Here is a 16,919-nt window from a genome sequence, read left to right as displayed (position 1 = left end):
CGGTGCGCCTGAGCACCGGCGCCGCGAAGGGTGCTCGGCACCTACGCCGCGCCCGCGCCCGCCCTGCCGTACGCCCTGCCGTACGCGCTGTGGCGGCGGTGATGCTCGGCGGGGGTGTGCTGCCCGCGCCGGCGAGGGGCGGCACGCTGCGGCGCCCTCGCCGGGTGAACCAAGCACGCCGGGGGCGGAGTCATCGGCGACCGACGCCGTGAGGGCCGACGTCGGCAGAGGAGCACCCCTGACCGCCCCTGCCCACCGCCGACCACCGCCGAAGTCGACCACGGAGCCGCGCCACGGCGGGCCGCGGCCTCGCCGCGCGGCGGCACACCGGCCACCGTCGGCCGACGACACCCCAGCCGAAGGCAGCGGGCACCCCGCCCGGCGGTGGCCGGGCGTGCCCCGACGCCGCGGGCCCAAGTGGCGTCCGGAGAGACCGGCCCCGTACGGCCGACCGGCCGGCCCCACCCGGCAACCTTTCCGTCCCGCGCGGCAACCGCAGGGCATCAGCATGTTCGGCACGTCTCCACGGGATGGAGTCACCCCCCATGTCCCCAACGGACCGGCGCCCCCGGCGGCGCCTCACTGGACCGCTCGTCAGCGCCCCACTCGCCCTGGCCACAGGTGCCATGCTGGTCGCCGCGGGCGCACCGGCGGCGCAGGCCAAGGCCGCGGCGACGATCGTCGTCGCGAAGGACGGAAGCGGCAACTACACCACCGTGCAGGCCGCGGTCAACGCGGTGCCGGCGAACAACACCTCCGCCGTCACCATCTCCGTCAAGCCCGGCACGTACCGCGAGACCGTGAAGATCCCCAGCAACAAGCCGCATATCCGACTGGTGGGCACCACCAGCAGCAAGAACGACGTGACCATCGTCTACAACAACGCCTCGGGCACCCCCAAGCCCGGCGGCGGGACCTACGGCACCAGCGGCAGCGCGACCTTCGCCGTCGAGGCGGACGACTTCCAGGCCCGCAATCTGCAGTTCGTCAACGACTTCAACGAGGCGAACACCAGCATCACCGACAAGCAGGCGGTCGCGCTGCGCACCGCGGGCGACAAGATCGTCCTGGACAACATCGGGGCCCTGGGCGACCAGGACACGCTGCTGCTGGACTCGGCGAGCAAGGACAAGGTCGGCCGGGTGTACGTCAACAACGCCTGGATCCAGGGCAATGTCGACTTCATCTTCGGCCGCGCCTCCGCCGTGATCACCAAGTCGACGATACGGCTGGTCAAGCGGTACGACGGCAGCTCGGCCGGATATGTGGCCGCGCCCTCGACCGCGGCCGGCAAACACGGCTTCCTGATCATCAACAGCAACGTCACCGGCGATGTCAGCGACCGCAGCCACTACCTCGGCCGCCCCTGGCACGCGGGCGGCGACGCGAGCCTGGACCCGCAGGCCATCGTCCGCAACACCTCCCTGAGCGCCGCGGTCCGGACCACCCCGTGGACGGATATGAGCGGCTTCTCCTGGAAGGACGACCGGTTCGCCGAGTACAAGAACACCGGGGCGGGTTCGGGGTCGGCGAGCACCGACCGGCCTCAGCTCAGCGACTCCCAGGCCGCGGACTACGAGATCGCGGACTGGCTGGGCGACTGGACGCCCTGACGGCTCCGGTCCCCCGGAACCCGGCCGCCGGTCCCGTCGGGGGGCTGGACCGGCGGCCGGCCCACGTCCGCACCATCGACGGCCGGCCCACGTCCGTACCACCGGCGGCCGGCCCACGTCCGTACCACCGGCGGCCGGCTCACATCCGTACCACCGGCGGCCGACCCCCACCAGCGCGCGGGCCGGCCGCCGCCCGCGGTCAGCCGCGGGCGCGCAGCAGGTGGTCCATCGCCAGCTGGTCCAGGCGCTCGAAGGCCATGCCACGCTCCGCCGCGGCCGTGACGTCGAACTCCTCGAAGGCGGCGCGGTCCGCGAGCAGACCAGCCAGGGTCTCCCCCTCGCCGAGCGTCGGGAGCGCCAGCTCGTCCAGGCGCGACGCGCGCAGCGCCTCCTGGACCTCCGGGTCGGCGCGGAAGGCCGCGGCCCGCTCCTTGAGGATGAGGTAGTTGCGCATGCACCCGGCGGCGGACGCCCAGACGCCCGCGATGTCCTCGGTGCGCGGCGGCTTGAAGTCGAAGTGGCGCGGGCCCTGGTAGCCGGCCGTCTCCAGGAGGTCGACGAGCCAGAAGGCGGCCCGCAGATCGCCCGCCCCGAAGCGCAGGTCCTGGTCGTACTTGATGCCGGACTGCCCGTTGAGGTCGATGTGGAAGAGCTTGTCCGCCCACAGCGCCTGGGCGATGCCGTGCGGGAAGTTCAGCCCGGCCATCTGCTCATGGCCGACCTCGGGGTTGACGCCGAACAGCTCGGGCCGCTCCAGCCGCTCGATGAAGGCGAGGGCGTGGCCGACGGTCGGCAGGAGGATGTCGCCGCGCGGCTCATTGGGCTTGGGCTCGATGGCGAACCGCAGGTCGTAGCCCTGCTCGGTGACATAGTCCGCGAGCAGGTCGAAGGCCTCCTTCATCCGGTCGAGCGCGGCGCGTACGTCCTTGGCGGCGCCGGACTCGGCGCCCTCGCGCCCGCCCCAGGCCACATAGGTCTTGGCGCCCAGCTCGACGGCGAGGTCGATGTTGCGGATGGTCTTGCGCAGCGCGTAGCGGCGCACGTCCCGGTCGTTGGCGGTGAACGCGCCGTCCTTGAAGACCGGGTGGGTGAAGAGGTTGGTGGTGGCCATGGGCACGGTCATGCCCGTGGCGTCCAGGGCCTCCCGGAAGCGCTTGATGTGTGACTCGCGCTCGGTCTCGGAGGCACCGAAGGGGATCAGGTCGTCGTCGTGGAACGTTACGCCGTACGCGCCGAGCTCGGCGAGCCGCGTCACGGACTCGACGGGGTCGAGCGCCGGGCGGGTGGCGTCCCCGAAGGGATCCCTGCCCTGCCAGCCGACCGTCCACAGACCGAAGGTGAACTTGTCCTCAGGGGTGGGGTTGTAGCTCATGGCGGCTCCCTCGCCTATTTCGTCATGGCGCTTTACAAATTAGTATGCACGAGCATTCCGGGGAAGCCCCGCTCGGCCGGACACTGGTCAGCCGAAGGTTGATCAGCCGAAGATTGGTCGGCCTCACACTGACCAGCCTCACACCTGACCAGCCGTACACAGGAACGTGAAAGGGAGAGCGCGATGGCAGCAGCAGCCGTGCCCGTGCCCGAGGGACCGCTGGTGGTCGGCGTGGACAGCTCCACGCAGTCCACGAAGGCACTGGTCGTCGACGCCGCGACCGGCCAGGTCGTCGCTCGCGGCCAGGCACCGCACACCGTCGGCGGCGGGGCGGGGGGTGACGGCAAGGAGAGCGACCCCGAGCAGTGGTGGCGGGCACTGGCCGAAGCGCTCGGCCAGTGCGGGACGCACGCCCGGCAGGCGGCCGCGATCTCGGTCGGCGGCCAGCAGCACGGCCTGGTCACGCTGGACGCCGCGGGGCGCCCGGTGCGCCCGGCGCTGCTGTGGAACGACGTGCGCTCGGCACCGCAGCGCGACCGGCTGGTCGAGGAGCTGGGCGGGCCGAAGGCGTGGGCGGAGCGGATCGGCAGCGTGCCCGCGCCCGCCTTCACCGTCACCAAGTGGGCCTGGCTGCAGGAGACCGAACCCGAGGCCGCACGGGCCACCGCCGCCGTCCGGCTCCCCCACGACTACCTCACCGAACGGCTCACCGGCCAGGGCACGACCGACCGGGGCGACGCCTCCGGCACCGGCTGGTGGGCGTCGTCGAGCGAGTCGTACGACGAGGAGATCCTGCGGCGCGTCGGCCTCTCCCCCGACCTGCTGCCGCGCGTGCTGCGGCACGGCGAGGCGGCCGGGACCGTACGGCACCTCCCGGACCTGCCGCTGCCCGACGGCGCCCTGGTGGCCACGGGTACGGGCGACAACATGGCCGCGGCGCTCGGCCTCGGCCTGCGGGCGGGACAGCCCGTGCTGAGCCTGGGCACCTCCGGCACCGTCTACGCCGTCTCGGAGCGCCGGCCCGCCGACCCCACGGGGGTGGTCGCGGGGTTCGCGGACGCGCGCTCCGGCTGGCTGCCGCTGGCCTGCACGCTCAACTGCACGCTGGCCGTCGACCGGATCGCCGCCCTGCTCGGCCGCGAGCGCGAGGCGGTGGAGCCGGGCGGCTCGGCCGTTCTGCTGCCGTTCCTCGACGGCGAGCGCACCCCCGACCTGCCGCTGGCCTCCGGGCTGCTGTACGGGCTGCGCCATGACACGACGCCGGGTCAGCTGCTCCAGGCGGCCTACGACGGAGCCGTGTTCGCGCTGCTCACCGCGCTCGACCGGGTCCTGGACGCGGACGCCGCGCCCGACGCTCCGCTGCTGCTCATCGGCGGTGGCGCCAAGGGCACGGCGTGGCGGGAGACGGTGCGCCGCCTCAGTGGCCGGCCCGTCCAGGTGCCCCGGGCCGAGGAGCTGGTCGCACTCGGCGCGGCAGCCCAGGCCGCGGGCCTGCTGCTGGGCGAGGACCCAGCGGCGGTGGCCCGGCGCTGGAAGACGGCGGAGGGGCCCTCGTACGAGCCGGTGAAGCGCGACGAGGTGGCGCTGGAGCGGCTGGGCGGGGTTCTGTCCGATGCCGACGCGTTGCTGCGCGGCTCCACGCCGTAGGGTCGGGGCCGGGCCACGGAGGTACAGCGCGGGGTCCACCACCGCCAGGACCCACGGCAAAGACAGGAGAACCGTCAGGTGGCAGCGCCACTGCCCAACACTCAGCAGGCGATGCGCAGACGCAACCTCTCCCTCGTGCTGCACGCCGTGGCCGCGCACGGCCCGCTGTCCCGCGCCGCCGTCGCGGCCCGGATCGGGCTGACCCGGGCCGCCGTCTCGACGCTTGTCGACGAGCTGGCCCGGGACGGGCTGCTGGTGGAGCTCGGGCCGTCCCGGCCGGGCACGGTCGGCCGCCCCGGCAGCGCGCTGCAGCTCAACGAGCGCGGACCGGCCGGTCTTGGCGCGGAGATAGGCGTGGACCACCTGGCGGTGTGCGCGATGGACCTCGGCAGGCGGGTGCGGGTACGAGCCCAGGTCGAGTCGGCGAACCGGGACGGCGCGCCGGGCCCCGTCCTCGGGCGACTCGCCGAGCTCGTACGGCGTGTCGCGGCGGAGGCGGAGGGCGAGGGGCTGCGGCCGGTGGGGCTCGCGGTCGCGGTGCCCGGGCTGGTGGCGCGCGAGTCCTGCGTCGTGGTGCGGGCGCCGAACCTCGGCTGGGAGGGCGTGGATGTGGGCCTCGGGCTGCGCGAGGCGCTGCCGGGCCTGCCCCTGACCGTCGAGAACGAGGCCAACTTGGGCGCGCTCGCGGAGCTGTGGCTCGGCGGGCACGACCCCGCACCGCGTGACTTCGTGCATGTCTCGGCCGAGATCGGTATCGGTGCCGCCGTGGTGATCGACGGACGGCTGCTGCGCGGAACGCATGGATTCGCGGGCGAGCTGGGCCATGTGCCGGTGCGGCCCGAGGGCCCCGCGTGCGTATGCGGCGGGCGCGGCTGTCTGGAACAGTACGCGGGCGAGGAGGCCGTGCTGCGGGCCGGGGGCATCCCCGCGGAGCAGGCCGCCGACGAGCACCGGGCTCCCGGGAGCCGGATCGCCCTGCTGGCCCGGCGCGCGGCGGACGGCGACCAGAAGGTGCGGGGCGCGCTGCGCGGCGCGGGTGCGGCGCTTGGCATCGCCCTGGCGGGCACGGTGAACCTTCTCGACCCGCAGAAGGTGGTGCTGGGCGGGGCGCTCACCCCGCTGGCGCCCTGGCTGCTGCCCGCCCTGGAGCGAGAGCTGGCGCAGCGGCTCACGGATCCCGCCAGGCCGGGCCAGGACGTGGTGACCGTCTCCCGGCTGGGCTCCGACGGCCCGGTGCTGGGCGCGGCGGGCTCGGTGGTCCAGGGGGTTCTGGACGACCCGGCGGCGCTGAGGGAGGACGGCGCGTAAAGCACCCAGGGGGCGCCCGGCGGCCCGGCCTAGCCCTGCGGCTTGGCTGAGCACTGCCCCCCGGCCGAGCCCTACGGCCCGGCCGCTTCGGCGTGTCGTCAGTGCTGTCGCCCGACTGGCCGACACGCGCCTCCCAGGGAGGCGCGTGTGGTGATCATACGATCTGCCAGTGACTGCCGTGAGTCCGCGGGGCGGGTCAGTGAGCGCCGCGCAGGAAGTTCTCCAGACCCGCCAGGTCGTCGGTGTTGATGTAGTCGACGTCGGCGGCCAGGAGTTCGCGCCACAGCGCCTCGCGCTCCGCGCCCGCCACGTCGGGGGTGGCCCAGAAGCGGACGCGCTGGCCGTTGGCGTGCGCCGAGCCCACGATCTGACGCAGCTTGTCCCGCTCGGCCGACGGCATCTGACCGGCGCCCAGCCAGCTGAAGCTCTGCGTCCAGTTGCTGCTGATGAGCGGGATGAAGGAGGCGGGCACACCGCTGCCCAGGTCCTCGAGACGCCCGTCGTAGAAGGCGTGGCGCACCCGCTCGGCCTCCATCGGGGCCCGCGCGCCACGGTCGCCCGAGATGACGGGGGTCACCGCGGAGCGGCGCACCCGGCCGCCGACGCCGCCGTGGGCGCTGGACAGCATCGAGTGGTAGGGGCGCAGGCGTTTGGCGAGTTCGAGGTAGGTGGGCTCGCCCGCGGTCTTGATGTCGATGAGCAGCTGGAGCGTCAGGTCGTGGCCGCGGTAGACCCGGCCGCCGTTCTGCTTGACGCGCCGCGCCAGCGGGTCGAGGTAGAGCGACTCCAGGGTGCGGGTGGGGTCGAGGTCTTCCGCGTCATGGGCGACCAGCAACTGGCCGTCCACCAGCCAGATGTCGGCCTCGACGCTCCCGAAGCCGTGGGAGAGCGCGTCGGTGAGCGGATGCGGGTGTTCGTAGTCGTTGTGGGCGTGGGCTCTGGCCAGCGGCGGCTTGCCCCTGCCGGAGCCCGAACTCGCGTATGCGGGGGCGGCTATCCCGCCCGCCACAGCTGCTCCGAGGGTGACGACAAACGCACGGCGCGTACGGCGGACCATGGGGGCCTCCCGGCTCTTGCCCCGGCTCGGGGCCGGGGTTGCACAACGGACGCCAGTGAGTATCGGGGCGGCACGGGCCGGTTGGGCAGGGGCGTGCGAAGAGTTCCGCGGGTGGTCTCCGGCCATTTCCGTACCGTTCCCGCGGCACGCGCGGCGCGTCCCGAAGCGATGGCCCTGGCCCGGTGGTTGACGGGAGGTGCGCCGTGGCAGTGAGGAGACGCGCGGGAACCAAGAAGAAATGTGCGGGCACCAGGCGGACGTGCACGGCGGTGGCGGTGGTCCTCGCCTGGGGCGTACTGGCCGGGGCGGGCCCGGCCGGGGCGGGTTCCGTGCCCACCCTCCACGCCGCGCCCCACTATCTGGAGCACACCGCGCCGGCGCCCGGCGTGGAGTACCGCCAGTTCACGCTGGCCACCTCGCACGGCACGGCGCTTGGCCATCTGCTCACCGTCGATCTACGGCAGCCTGAGGTCTCGCTCGACCTGCTCCACCCCGACGCGGTCGCCTCGCGCGCCCGGGTCTCCACGATGGCCGCCGAGCGCTCCGCGATCGCCGCCGTGAACGGCGACTTCTTCGACATCACCGAGACCCAGCACCCCGGAGTGGACGCGACGGGCGCCGCGGTGGGCCCGGAGGTCACGGGCGGGCTGCCGCTCAAGTCGGCGGTGCCCCAGGGCCAGCGGTTCGGCCCGGCGGCACCGCTCGGCACCTCCACCGAGGACGTCATCGGGGTCGGCACCGACCGGATCGCCCGGGTGGGTCGGCTGACCCTGCGCGGCACGGTGACGGCGGAGGGACGGGGCACCCGGCCGCTGCGCGGGCTGAACCAGTACGCGGTGGCCGTGGACGGCATCGGGGCGTACACCTCCGAGTGGGGCAGCGCGTCCCGGGTGCGGGCCACCTGCGGTGTGGACACCGCCCGGTCGGCGCCCTGCAGCGCGGAGACCTTCGAGGTGACGGTGCGTGAGGGCCGGGTCGCCGAGCGGGCGGTCACGCCCGGCAAGGGCCCGATCGAGGCCGACTCGTTCGTCCTGGTGGGGCGGGAGGCGGGGGCGCGGGCGCTGCGCGAGCTGCGGGTGGGCGACCCGGTGCGCTTCGACTACGGGCTGCGCGATACGCACGGCCCACGGTTCGCCTTCGCGCTCGGCGGCTTTCCGATCGTGCGCGACCGCCACAGGCTGGACGGGCTCGACCCGGTCACCGGGGCGGTGCGCACGGCGGCGGGCATCGGCGACCGCGGGCATCGGCTGTATCTGCTGGTGCTGGACGGCGAGATGACCTACCGCGCCGGGCTGACCCTCAGCGAGCTCGCGGATGTGATGCTCGGCCTCGGCGCCGACGATGTGGTCAACCTCGACGGCGGCGGCTCCTCGACGCTTGTGGCGCGGGAGGCGGACGGTGAGCGGTTGACGGTGCGCAACCATCCCTCGGGCGGCACCGAGCGGCTGGTCCCCAATGGGATCGCGTTGTTCAGCCGCGCCCGGTCAGGGCCGGACGCTGCTGACCACGTCCGCGGTCGCCGCCAGCCCCTCGGAGATGGTGGGCGCGATGCTGCTGCTGGCCAGGTAGAAGCCCAGCGTGACGCAGACCAGCGCATGGGAGATACGCAGCCCTCCGCTCCGCAGGAAGACCACCGCCAGGATCAGCAGCAGTAGGACCACGGAGATCGAAATGGCCATGGCGAGCCTCCTCAGGCGCTTCATGAGGATCGGAATCCGGCCGCCAGTTTCGCCCAGTTATGCCCTTGACCCGCGCCATCGCGGTGCTCCATACGAGTGCCGATCACGGGTACGAACGCCCCGGCCACTCCCGAACACCACACCCCGACCGCCCCCGGCCGCCGCGCGAAGCACCACGCGCGGCGGCCGGGAGCGGGACCGGACTGCTCAGCCCACGGGGGCGGACAGGTCCACCAGCCCGGCCAGCGCCTCGCGGTGGCGGCCGGGGGTGCCCAGCGCGATCTCGTCGCTCTTGGCCCGCTTGAGGTAGAGATGCGCCGGATGTTCCCAGGTCATGCCGATCCCGCCGTGCAGTTGCACGCACTCCTCGGCAGCGTGCACCGCGACCCGCGCACCGTACGACTGGGCGACCGCCACCGCGACGGGGACCTCGGGGCTGTCCGCGGCGAGCGCGTCGGCGGCGTGGCGGGCCGCGGCGCGGGCGGAGACCAGCTCCAGCCAGAGCCTGGCCATTCGATGTTTGAGCGCCTGGAACGAACCAATGGGGCGGCCGAACTGATGGCGCTCCTTGGTGTGCCGTACGGTCTCCGCCAAACACCATTCGGCCAGACCCAGTTGCTCGGAGGCGAGCAGCCCGGCTCCCGCCATAAGGGCCCGGCCGACGGCGGCCCGGGCGCGGTCGGGCCCGGCGAGGCGGCGGGCCGGGGCCTGAGCGAAGTGGAGCGCGGCGAGCGGCCGGGTGAGGTCGAGCGAGGTCAGCGGCTCGACGGTGACGCCGCCAGCGACGCCGGTGACGCCGGTGACGCCCGTGGTGTCGATGTCCACGGCGTAGAGCCCGTACCCGTCCGGGCCCTCGGCGGGGACCAGCAGCACATCCGCCCCGACCGCGCCCGCCACGCCGCCGACCCGGCCGCTCAGGGCGCCGTCGGCGCCGGCGGTGACGGTCGCGGGCGGCGCGCCGCCGGGCGCGGTGGACAGCGGCAGCGCGAGCGCGCCGACCACGCTCCCCTCGGCGAGCCCGCCGAGCAGCCGGGCCACCTGCTCCTCATCGGTGTCGCAGCCCAGCAAGGCGGAGACGGCGAGCACGGCGCTGGTGAGATAGGGAACGGGGGCGACGGAGCGGCCCAGCTCCTCCAGTACGACGGCGGCCTCCCGTGCGGTGGCGCCCTGTCCGCCCAGCTTGTCGGGCACCAGCAGCCCGGCCGTCCCCATCTCCACGGCCAGCGAGCGCCACAACGCGGGGTCGTACGGGCGGCGGCTCTCCGCCTCGGCGAGCACGGCGGAGGGCGGGCAGCGGTCGGCGAGCAGCGACCGCGCGGCGGCGCGCAGATCGTCCTCGGCCTCGGAGTAGAGCAGGTCGGCCTCGGAAGAGAGCTTGTCCGGGGTGCTCATCGGGGCAGGTCCTTCCACGGGAGGTCCTTGTCGGTCCGCGGCTCGGACGGCAGGCCCAGGACGCGTTCGGCGACGATGTTGAGCAGCACTTCGGAGGTGCCGCCCTCGATGGAGTTGCCCTTGGCGCGCAGATACCGGTAGCCGGCGTCGCGCCCGGTGAAGTCGACGAGTTCGGGGCGGCGCAGCGTCCAGTCGTCGTACAGCAGGCCCTCCTCGCCCAGCAGTTCCACCTCCAGGCTGCTGATCTCCTGGTTGAGGCGGGCGAAGGCGAGCTTCATCGCCGAGCCCTCGGGGCCGGGCTGGCCCATCGCGAGCTGCTGGCGCAGCCGTTCGCCCGCCAGCCGGGCCGCCTCGGCCTCCACCCACAGCCCGAGCAGCCGCTGGTGGAGATCGTGGGTGCGCAGCTCGGGCCGTTCGCGCCAGGCCATGGCGATCCGGCCGATCATGCCGCCCTCGCGGGGGACGCGGCCGCCGCCGATGGCGACGCGCTCGTTCATCAGGGTGGTCTGGGCGACCTTCCAGCCCTCGCCGACCTCGCCGAGGCGCCGGCTGTCGGGGATGCGCACACCGGTGAGGAAGACCTCGTTGAACTCCGCCTCGCCGGTGATCTGGCGCAGCGGGCGCACCTCGACCCCGGGGTCGGTCATATCGCAGATGAAGTAGCTGATACCGCGGTGCTTGGGCAGGTCCGGGTCGGTGCGGGCGATCAGGATCGCCCAGCGGGCGAGGTGGGCGCTGGACGTCCAGACCTTCTGCCCGTCGATCACCCAGCTGTCGCCGTCGCGCACCGCCCGGGTGCCGAGGGCCGCGAGGTCGGAGCCGGCTCCCGGTTCGCTGAACAGCTGGCACCACACCTCCTCGCCGGTCCACAGGGGGCGCAGCAGACGGGTGCGCTGCTCGTCGGTGCCGAAGCCGAGGATGGTGGGCGCGGCCATGCCGAGGCCGATGCCGATGCGGCGGGGGTCGTTGTCCGGCGCGCCCGCGGCGTCGAGTTCGGCGTCCACGACGGACTGCAGGGAGCGGGGGGCGCCCAGGCCGCCGAGCCCCACCGGGTAGTGGATCCAGGCGAGTCCGGCGTCGAAGCGGGCCCGCAGGAAGTCCAGCCTGCCCGTGGTGGCCACGGGGTGCTCGGCGAGCAGCTGCCTGACCTGGTCGCGCAGTCCGTCGGCGGTCACCCGCTCCGTGGTCGTACTCATCGCCCCTCCCCCTGACGCTGCCCCGGGACGACCACCACGCGGCCGGTGGTGGTGCCGTCCGCGACGCGCTGGACGGCGTCGGCTGCCGCGTCCAGCGGCACCCGCTCGCTGACCAGGGGGCTGACCGTGCCCTGGGCGGCGAGGCGCGTCAGCTCGTCGTGGCAGGCGCGGACGGCGGCGGGGTCGTGGGTGTTGTACAGGCCCCAGTGGAGGCCGAGGATGGCGTAGTTCTTGACGAGGGCGTGGTTGAGCGCGGCCTGGGGCACCACGCCGCTGGCGAATCCGACGACCAAGATCCGGCCCTCGAAAGCCACGCACTTGACCGACTTGGCGAACGCGTCGCCGCCGACCGGGTCGTAGATCACATCGGCGCCCCGCCCGCCGGTGGCCTCCTTGACGGCCGCCACGATGTCCTCGTGCCGCCGGTCGATCACCAGGTCGCAGCCGAGCTCCCGGGCCACCTTGGCCTTGTCCTCGCCGCCGACGACGCCGATCACCCGCGCCCCGTGGGCCTTGCCCAGCTGGACGGCGGCGCTGCCGACACCGCCCGCGGCGGCGTGCACGAGCAGCGTCTCGCCGGGCTGCAGCCGGGCCCGGCGGTGCAGGCCGAACCATCCGGTCTGGTAGCCGATGTGCAGCGCCGCGGCCTGCGCGTCGTCCAGCGCGTCGGGCGCGGGCAGTGCGGCCGCGGCGCTGACGACCGTGGTCTCGGCGAAGCCGCCGGTGGGCAGCGCGGGGGTGGCGATGACCCGGTCGCCCGGGCGGCCCTGCGCCCCCTCGCCGACGGCCAGGACCTCGCCGCACACCTCGACCCCGGGGGTGAACGGCAGCGGCGGGCGCACCTGGTACTGCCCGCGGCACAGCAGGGCGTCGGGGAAGTTGACGTCGGCGGCCCTGACCCGCAGCAGCAGCTGCCCGGGCCCGGCCGCCGGCTCCGCCACCTCTTCCAGGCGCATCACCGCGCGCGGCTCGCCTGTCTCGTGCACTCGCCATGCCTGCATACCGGTGGCCTCCCACACCCTGTCGGTCGGCGCGTGGTCCCCGCGCCGAGCGCATACTAACCAGTCGGTACGACCAACGGAACCGTCCGACGAGGCGCGTCCGGATCACTCCGCCGGGCGACGGATGCACTCTTGTGCGACGCTGGACGGGCCCTGAGGCTGGATGGGCTGCTGAAGCGCCCCGGAGGCGAGCCCCCGAAAAAAGGGGGGCGCGCGAACCGAGCCCATCCGAACCGGACGGGAGATGACGACTGTGCCCGACAACCAGGCGATCAACGAAGCCGAGACAGAGGCCCGAATACGCGGCATCTGTTTCAAGACCGGACCGCCCCGGCGGTTCGGTGTCGAGCTCGAATGGCTCGTACACGATGTGCACCACCCCGCACACCCCGTGGAGACCGCCCGGCTGGAGGCCGCGGTCACCGCACTGCGCGAACTGCCGCTCCGGTCAAGACTCACCTTCGAACCCGGCGGCCAGCTGGAGCTCAGCTCCCTCCCGGCCGACTCGCTCACCGTCCTGGTGGAGTCCGCCGCCGCCGATCTGGCGCTCGTACGCCCGCTCCTCGCCCGCCTCGGCCTGGGCATCGCCGGCCACGGGCACGACCCCTGGCGCCCGCCACGCCGGTTTCTCACCACTCCCCGCTACGCCACGATGGAGAGCTACTTCGACCGCCGTGGACCGGCCGGGCGTTCCATGATGTGCAACACCGCCTCCGTACAGGTGTGTGTGGACGCCGGCCACGACGAGCCGGGACCGCTCGGCGTCGGGCGGCGCTGGCGGCTGGCCCATCTGCTGGGGGCCGTGCTGACCGCCGCCTTCGCCAACTCTCCCCTGCGCCAGGGCGCGCCCACCGGTTACCGCTCGACGCGGCAGGCCCTGTGGACCGCGATGGACCCTGGCCGGACGCTGGCGCCACCCGCCGGCCCGGACCTGCGGGCCGCCTGGTCCGGGTATGTGCTGGACGCGCCCGTGATGGCCATCCGGGACGGCGAGGAGGCGTGGGCCGTGCCGTACGGCCTCACCTTCCGCGACTGGATCCGCACCGGTGCGCCCCGGCCGCCCACCCGGGACGACCTCGACTACCACATATCGACCCTCTTCCCGCCCGTCCGCCCCCGCGGCCATCTGGAGCTGCGCATGATCGACGCGCAGCGCGGCGACGACGGCTGGATCGTCCCGCTCGCCGTCACCGTGGCCCTCTTCGACGACCCCGAGGCGACGGAGACCGTCTACCGCGTGGTGAAACCCCTCGCCGAAACGGCGGGCCCGGAGCCCGCGCCCGCCAATCCGCTGTGGCGCTCCGCCGCCCGCCACGCCCTCGCCGACCCCGAACTGCGCGCCGCCGCGACCGTCTGCTTCACCACGGCCCTGGAGGCGCTGCCCCGGCTCGGGGCCTCCCCCGCCATCACCTCCGCCGTCGCCGCCTTCACCGACCGCTATGTCGCCCGCGGCCGATGTCCCGCCGACGATCTGCTCACCCCCGTCACCGGGAAGGAGTACCGGCCATGACCGCTCCCGGCCCCGACACCGACCCCGAGGCGCTGCGCCTGAGCGCCGCAGCGGCGCTGCGGCGCGCGCGCGAACGCACCGGCACCCTCACCACCTGCGTCGACGAACACGACCTCACCGCCCAGCACTCCCCGCTGATGTCACCGCTGGTCTGGGACCTGGCGCACATCGGCAACCAGGAGGAGCAGTGGCTGCTGCGCGCGGTCGCCGGGCAGGAGGCGCTGCGCCCCGAGATCGACTCGGTGTACGACGCCTTCGAGCACCCGCGCGCCAAGCGGCCCTCGCTGCCGCTGCTGCCGCCCGCCGAGGCCCGCGGATACGTGGCCGATGTGCGCGGCCGGGTGCTCGATGTGCTCGAGCGGATCCCGCTGCGGGGCGGGCCGCTGGTCGACGCCGCCTTCGCGTTCGGCATGATCGCGCAGCACGAGCAGCAGCACGACGAGACGATGCTCATCACCCACCAACTGCGCCAGGGGCCCGCCGCGCTCACCGCCCCGCCCCCGCCGGAAAGCGCTGACGGCGCCGCGCTGCCGGCGGAGGTGCTGATCCCCGGTGGCTCGTTCACCATGGGCACCTCCACCGAACCCTGGGCCCTGGACAACGAGCGCCCGGCCCACCGGCGGGTGGTCCCCGCCTTCTTCATGGACACCACCCCGGTCACGGCCGGCGCCTACGCGCAGTTCATCGAGGACGGCGGCTACGAGCGGCGGCGCTGGTGGACCGAGGCGGGCTGGCGCCATGTCCGCGAGCACAGCCTCACCGCGCCGCTGTTCTGGCGGCGCGAGGGCGGGCAGTGGCTGCGTCGGCGGTTCGGCGTGACGGAGCCAGTGCGGCCCGATGAGCCCGTGGTGCATGTGAGCTGGTACGAGGCCGACGCCTACGCCCGCTGGGCGGGCCGGCGGCTGCCCACCGAGGTGGAGTGGGAGAAGGCCGCCCGGCACGATCCGGCCGACGGCCGGTCCCGGCGCTACCCCTGGGGCGACGCCGACCCCACCCCGGTCCACGCCAACCTGGGCCAGCGCCATCTGCGACCGGCCCCGGCCGGCAGCTATCCGCGCGGTGCCTCGCCGCTCGGCGTCCGGCAGCTGATCGGCGACGTATGGGAGTGGACGGCCGGCGACTTCCTGCCATACCCGGGGTTCCGGGCCTTTCCGTACCGCGAGTACTCGGAGGTTTTCTTCGGTGACGCGTACAAGGTGCTGCGCGGCGGCTCCTTCGCCGTGGACCAGGTCGCCTGCCGCGGCACCTTCCGCAACTGGGACCTGCCGATACGCCGCCAGATCTTCTCCGGCTTCCGCACCGCGCGCGACGCGGCGCCCGGGGAAGCGTGAACCGGAAGGGAAGGGGGTGATGCCGATGTGCCGGCATCTCGCCTATCTCGGACCCGACACCCCGGTGGGGGAGCTCCTCATCGCGCCCCCGCACGGGCTGTACCGCCAGTCGTACGAGCCACGGCGGCAGCGGCACGGTCGGATGAACGCCGACGGGTTCGGCGTCGGCTGGTACGCGGAGGGCGACCCGGTGGCCGCCCGCTACCGGCGCGCCGGGCCCATCTGGGCCGATCCGTCGTTCACCGATCTGGCCCGGGTGATCCGGACCGGCTCGCTGCTGGCCGCCGTGCGCAACGCCTCGGAGGCGAGCGCCGACGGGGAGGCGGGCGCCGCCCCCTTCGCCTCGGGGGCCTGGCTGTTCAGCCACAACGGCAGGGTCGAGGACTGGCCCCACTCCGTGGCCGACCTCGTCACCACCCTGCCGCCCGCCGATCTGCTGCGGCTGGAGGCGCGCTGCGACGCGGCGTTCCTGTGGGCGCTCACGCTGCACCGGCTCCGCCTGGGCCACGACCTGCCCACGGCGCTGGGCGAGACCACTGACACGGTGGCCGCCTCGGCGCCCGGGTCACGGCTGAATCTGCTGCTCACGGACGGCGAGACCATCGCCGCCACCACTTGGGGCGACACCCTCAGCTATCTGGCCGATCCGGGCCACAGCGTGGTGGTCGCCTCCGAGCCGTACGACGACGACCCGCGCTGGACCGACGTCCCCGACTGCACCCTGCTCACCGCCACTCGCTCCGATATTCAGCTCACCGCACTCAAGGAGGCTTCCCTGTGAGCCCCTTCACCATCACCCGCACCCTGCCCGCCGACGCCACGGCCGCCGCGCTGCGCGCCGATGTGGCCGAGGGGCTTACCCGCACCCCCAAACAGCTGCCGCCGAAGTGGTTCTACGACGCCCGCGGAAGCGAGCTGTTCGAGCGGATCACCGAACTGCCCGAGTACTACCCGACCCGCGCGGAGCGGGAGATCCTGGTCGCCCGGGCCGCGGAGATCGCCGCCGCGACCCGCGCCCGTACCCTCGTCGAGCTGGGTTCCGGCTCCTCCGAGAAGACCCGCCATCTGCTCCGCGCCCTGCCGGATCTGCACGCCTACGTACCCGTGGACGTGAGCGAGAGCGCGCTGACCCTCGCCGGGCGCGCCCTGCTCGCCGAGCACCCGGAGCTGACGGTGCACGCGCTGGTCGCCGACTTCCTGGAGGGGCTTGCCCTTCCGCAGGACACGCCGGGCCCGCGCCTGGTGGCGTTCCTCGGCGGCACCATCGGCAATCTGCTGCCCGTCGAGCGGGCCGGGTTCCTCACCTCGGTCGGCGCCCTGCTGGCGCCGGGCGACGCGCTGCTGCTGGGCACCGACCTGGTCAAGGACGAGGCCACGCTGGTCGCCGCGTACGACGACGCGCAGGGCGTCACGGCGGAGTTCAACAAGAACGTGCTGGCCGTCCTCGACCGGGAGCTGGGCGCGGACTTCGACCCGGCGGACTTCGACCATGTGGCGCTGTGGGACGCCGAGCACGAGTGGATCGAGATGCGGCTGCGGGCCCGCGGTGCCATCACCGCGAAAATCCCGGCGCTGGACCTGGCGGTGCACCTCGCGGCCGGGGAGGAGATCCGCACCGAGGTCTCCGCGAAGTTCCGCCGGGAGCGGGTGCGGGCGGAGCTCACCGCGGCGGGGCTCCAGCCGCGGCGGTGGTGGACCGACGGCGAGGGGCGGTTCGCGCTGTCGCTCGCGGTCCGGGTGTAGGGGCTGGGCGCCGGGTCGTCCTCCTCCCCGCTCAGTCTCGGGGCGCGCCGCGGCCGAGGGGGCGCGCAAC

At 74.0% G+C, this 16,919-nt stretch carries 12 protein-coding genes and 2 pseudogenes; 8 read left to right on the top strand and 6 right to left on the bottom strand.

Annotation, left to right across the window (positions count from 1 at the left end; all coding sequences use genetic code 11):
- Positions 1-635 precede the first annotated feature (635 nt).
- Positions 636-1,613 (top strand): annotated as a pseudogene (locus ACWDSL_RS33645) (pectinesterase family protein); the annotation flags it as partial.
- A gap of 199 nt (positions 1,614-1,812) precedes the next feature.
- On the opposite strand, the gene xylA reads toward ACWDSL_RS33645, so the two are convergent.
- Complete coding sequence (gene xylA / locus ACWDSL_RS33640) at positions 1,813-2,985, bottom strand: xylose isomerase (RefSeq protein WP_450491740.1); 1,173 nt, start codon at positions 2,983-2,985, stop codon at positions 1,813-1,815.
- Between the two features lie 183 nt (positions 2,986-3,168).
- Between xylA and xylB the strand changes: the two genes are divergently transcribed.
- Positions 3,169-4,632: a xylulokinase gene (gene xylB / locus ACWDSL_RS33635; RefSeq protein WP_450491739.1), complete on the top strand. Its 1,464-nt coding sequence runs from the start codon at positions 3,169-3,171 to the stop codon at positions 4,630-4,632.
- Between the two features lie 78 nt (positions 4,633-4,710).
- On the top strand, positions 4,711-5,940 hold the full coding sequence (locus tag ACWDSL_RS33630) for an ROK family protein (protein ID WP_450491738.1): 1,230 nt from the start codon (positions 4,711-4,713) through the stop codon (positions 5,938-5,940).
- A gap of 196 nt (positions 5,941-6,136) precedes the next feature.
- Here ACWDSL_RS33630 and ACWDSL_RS33625 read toward each other — a convergent pair whose 3' ends face one another.
- On the bottom strand, positions 6,137-6,997 hold the full coding sequence (locus ACWDSL_RS33625) for a phosphatidylinositol-specific phospholipase C/glycerophosphodiester phosphodiesterase family protein (protein ID WP_450491737.1): 861 nt from the start codon (positions 6,995-6,997) through the stop codon (positions 6,137-6,139).
- 269 nt (positions 6,998-7,266) lie between these two features.
- On the opposite strand from ACWDSL_RS33625, the pseudogene ACWDSL_RS33620 reads away from it, so the two are divergent.
- Positions 7,267-8,475, top strand: a pseudogene (locus ACWDSL_RS33620) (phosphodiester glycosidase family protein); the annotation flags it as partial.
- A 6-nt stretch (positions 8,476-8,481) separates the two neighbouring features.
- Here the strand turns inward: ACWDSL_RS33620 and ACWDSL_RS33615 are convergent.
- The 4 genes from ACWDSL_RS33615 to ACWDSL_RS33600 all read right to left on the bottom strand — a co-directional run bounded on the left by ACWDSL_RS33615 (position 8,482) and on the right by ACWDSL_RS33600 (position 12,265).
- Positions 8,482-8,676 carry a hypothetical protein gene (locus tag ACWDSL_RS33615; RefSeq protein ID WP_014174314.1) on the bottom strand — a complete coding sequence of 65 codons (195 nt, stop codon included), beginning with the start codon at positions 8,674-8,676 and terminating at the stop codon, positions 8,482-8,484.
- Positions 8,677-8,883: 207 nt separating this feature from the next.
- Entirely contained in the window at positions 8,884-10,068 is a 1,185-nt protein-coding gene (locus ACWDSL_RS33610; protein ID WP_450491736.1) for an acyl-CoA dehydrogenase family protein, read from the bottom strand.
- On the bottom strand, positions 10,065-11,264 hold the full coding sequence (locus ACWDSL_RS33605; protein ID WP_450491735.1) for an acyl-CoA dehydrogenase family protein: 1,200 nt from the start codon (positions 11,262-11,264) through the stop codon (positions 10,065-10,067). The genes ACWDSL_RS33610 and ACWDSL_RS33605 overlap by 4 nt, the downstream gene beginning before the upstream one ends.
- Positions 11,261-12,265 carry an NADPH:quinone oxidoreductase family protein gene (locus tag ACWDSL_RS33600; RefSeq protein ID WP_450491734.1) on the bottom strand — a complete coding sequence of 335 codons (1,005 nt, stop codon included), beginning with the start codon at positions 12,263-12,265 and terminating at the stop codon, positions 11,261-11,263. Before ACWDSL_RS33600 ends, ACWDSL_RS33605 begins: the two co-directional genes overlap by 4 nt.
- A gap of 244 nt (positions 12,266-12,509) precedes the next feature.
- Here ACWDSL_RS33600 and egtA point away from each other — a divergent pair, with 244 nt between their 5' ends.
- The 4 genes from egtA to egtD are packed head-to-tail and all read left to right on the top strand — an operon-like array spanning position 12,510 to position 16,849.
- Positions 12,510-13,775, top strand: coding sequence for an ergothioneine biosynthesis glutamate--cysteine ligase EgtA (gene egtA, locus ACWDSL_RS33595; protein WP_450491733.1), 1,266 nt, complete (start codon positions 12,510-12,512; stop codon positions 13,773-13,775).
- Positions 13,772-15,106 (top strand): ergothioneine biosynthesis protein EgtB, encoded by a 1,335-nt coding sequence (gene egtB / locus ACWDSL_RS33590; protein WP_450491732.1) that lies wholly within the window; start codon positions 13,772-13,774, stop codon positions 15,104-15,106. Before egtA ends, egtB begins: the two co-directional genes overlap by 4 nt.
- 25 nt (positions 15,107-15,131) lie before the next feature.
- Entirely contained in the window at positions 15,132-15,887 is a 756-nt protein-coding gene (gene egtC / locus ACWDSL_RS33585; protein ID WP_450491745.1) for an ergothioneine biosynthesis protein EgtC, read from the top strand.
- On the top strand, positions 15,884-16,849 hold the full coding sequence (egtD, locus tag ACWDSL_RS33580; protein WP_450491731.1) for an L-histidine N(alpha)-methyltransferase: 966 nt from the start codon (positions 15,884-15,886) through the stop codon (positions 16,847-16,849). Before egtC ends, egtD begins: the two co-directional genes overlap by 4 nt.
- The last annotated feature ends 70 nt before the right edge of the window (positions 16,850-16,919 follow it).

Source organism: Streptomyces sp. NPDC000941 (assembly GCF_053599555.1).
Note: the sequence above shows the minus strand (reverse complement) of the source record. Positions and strands in the feature narration are given on the sequence as shown.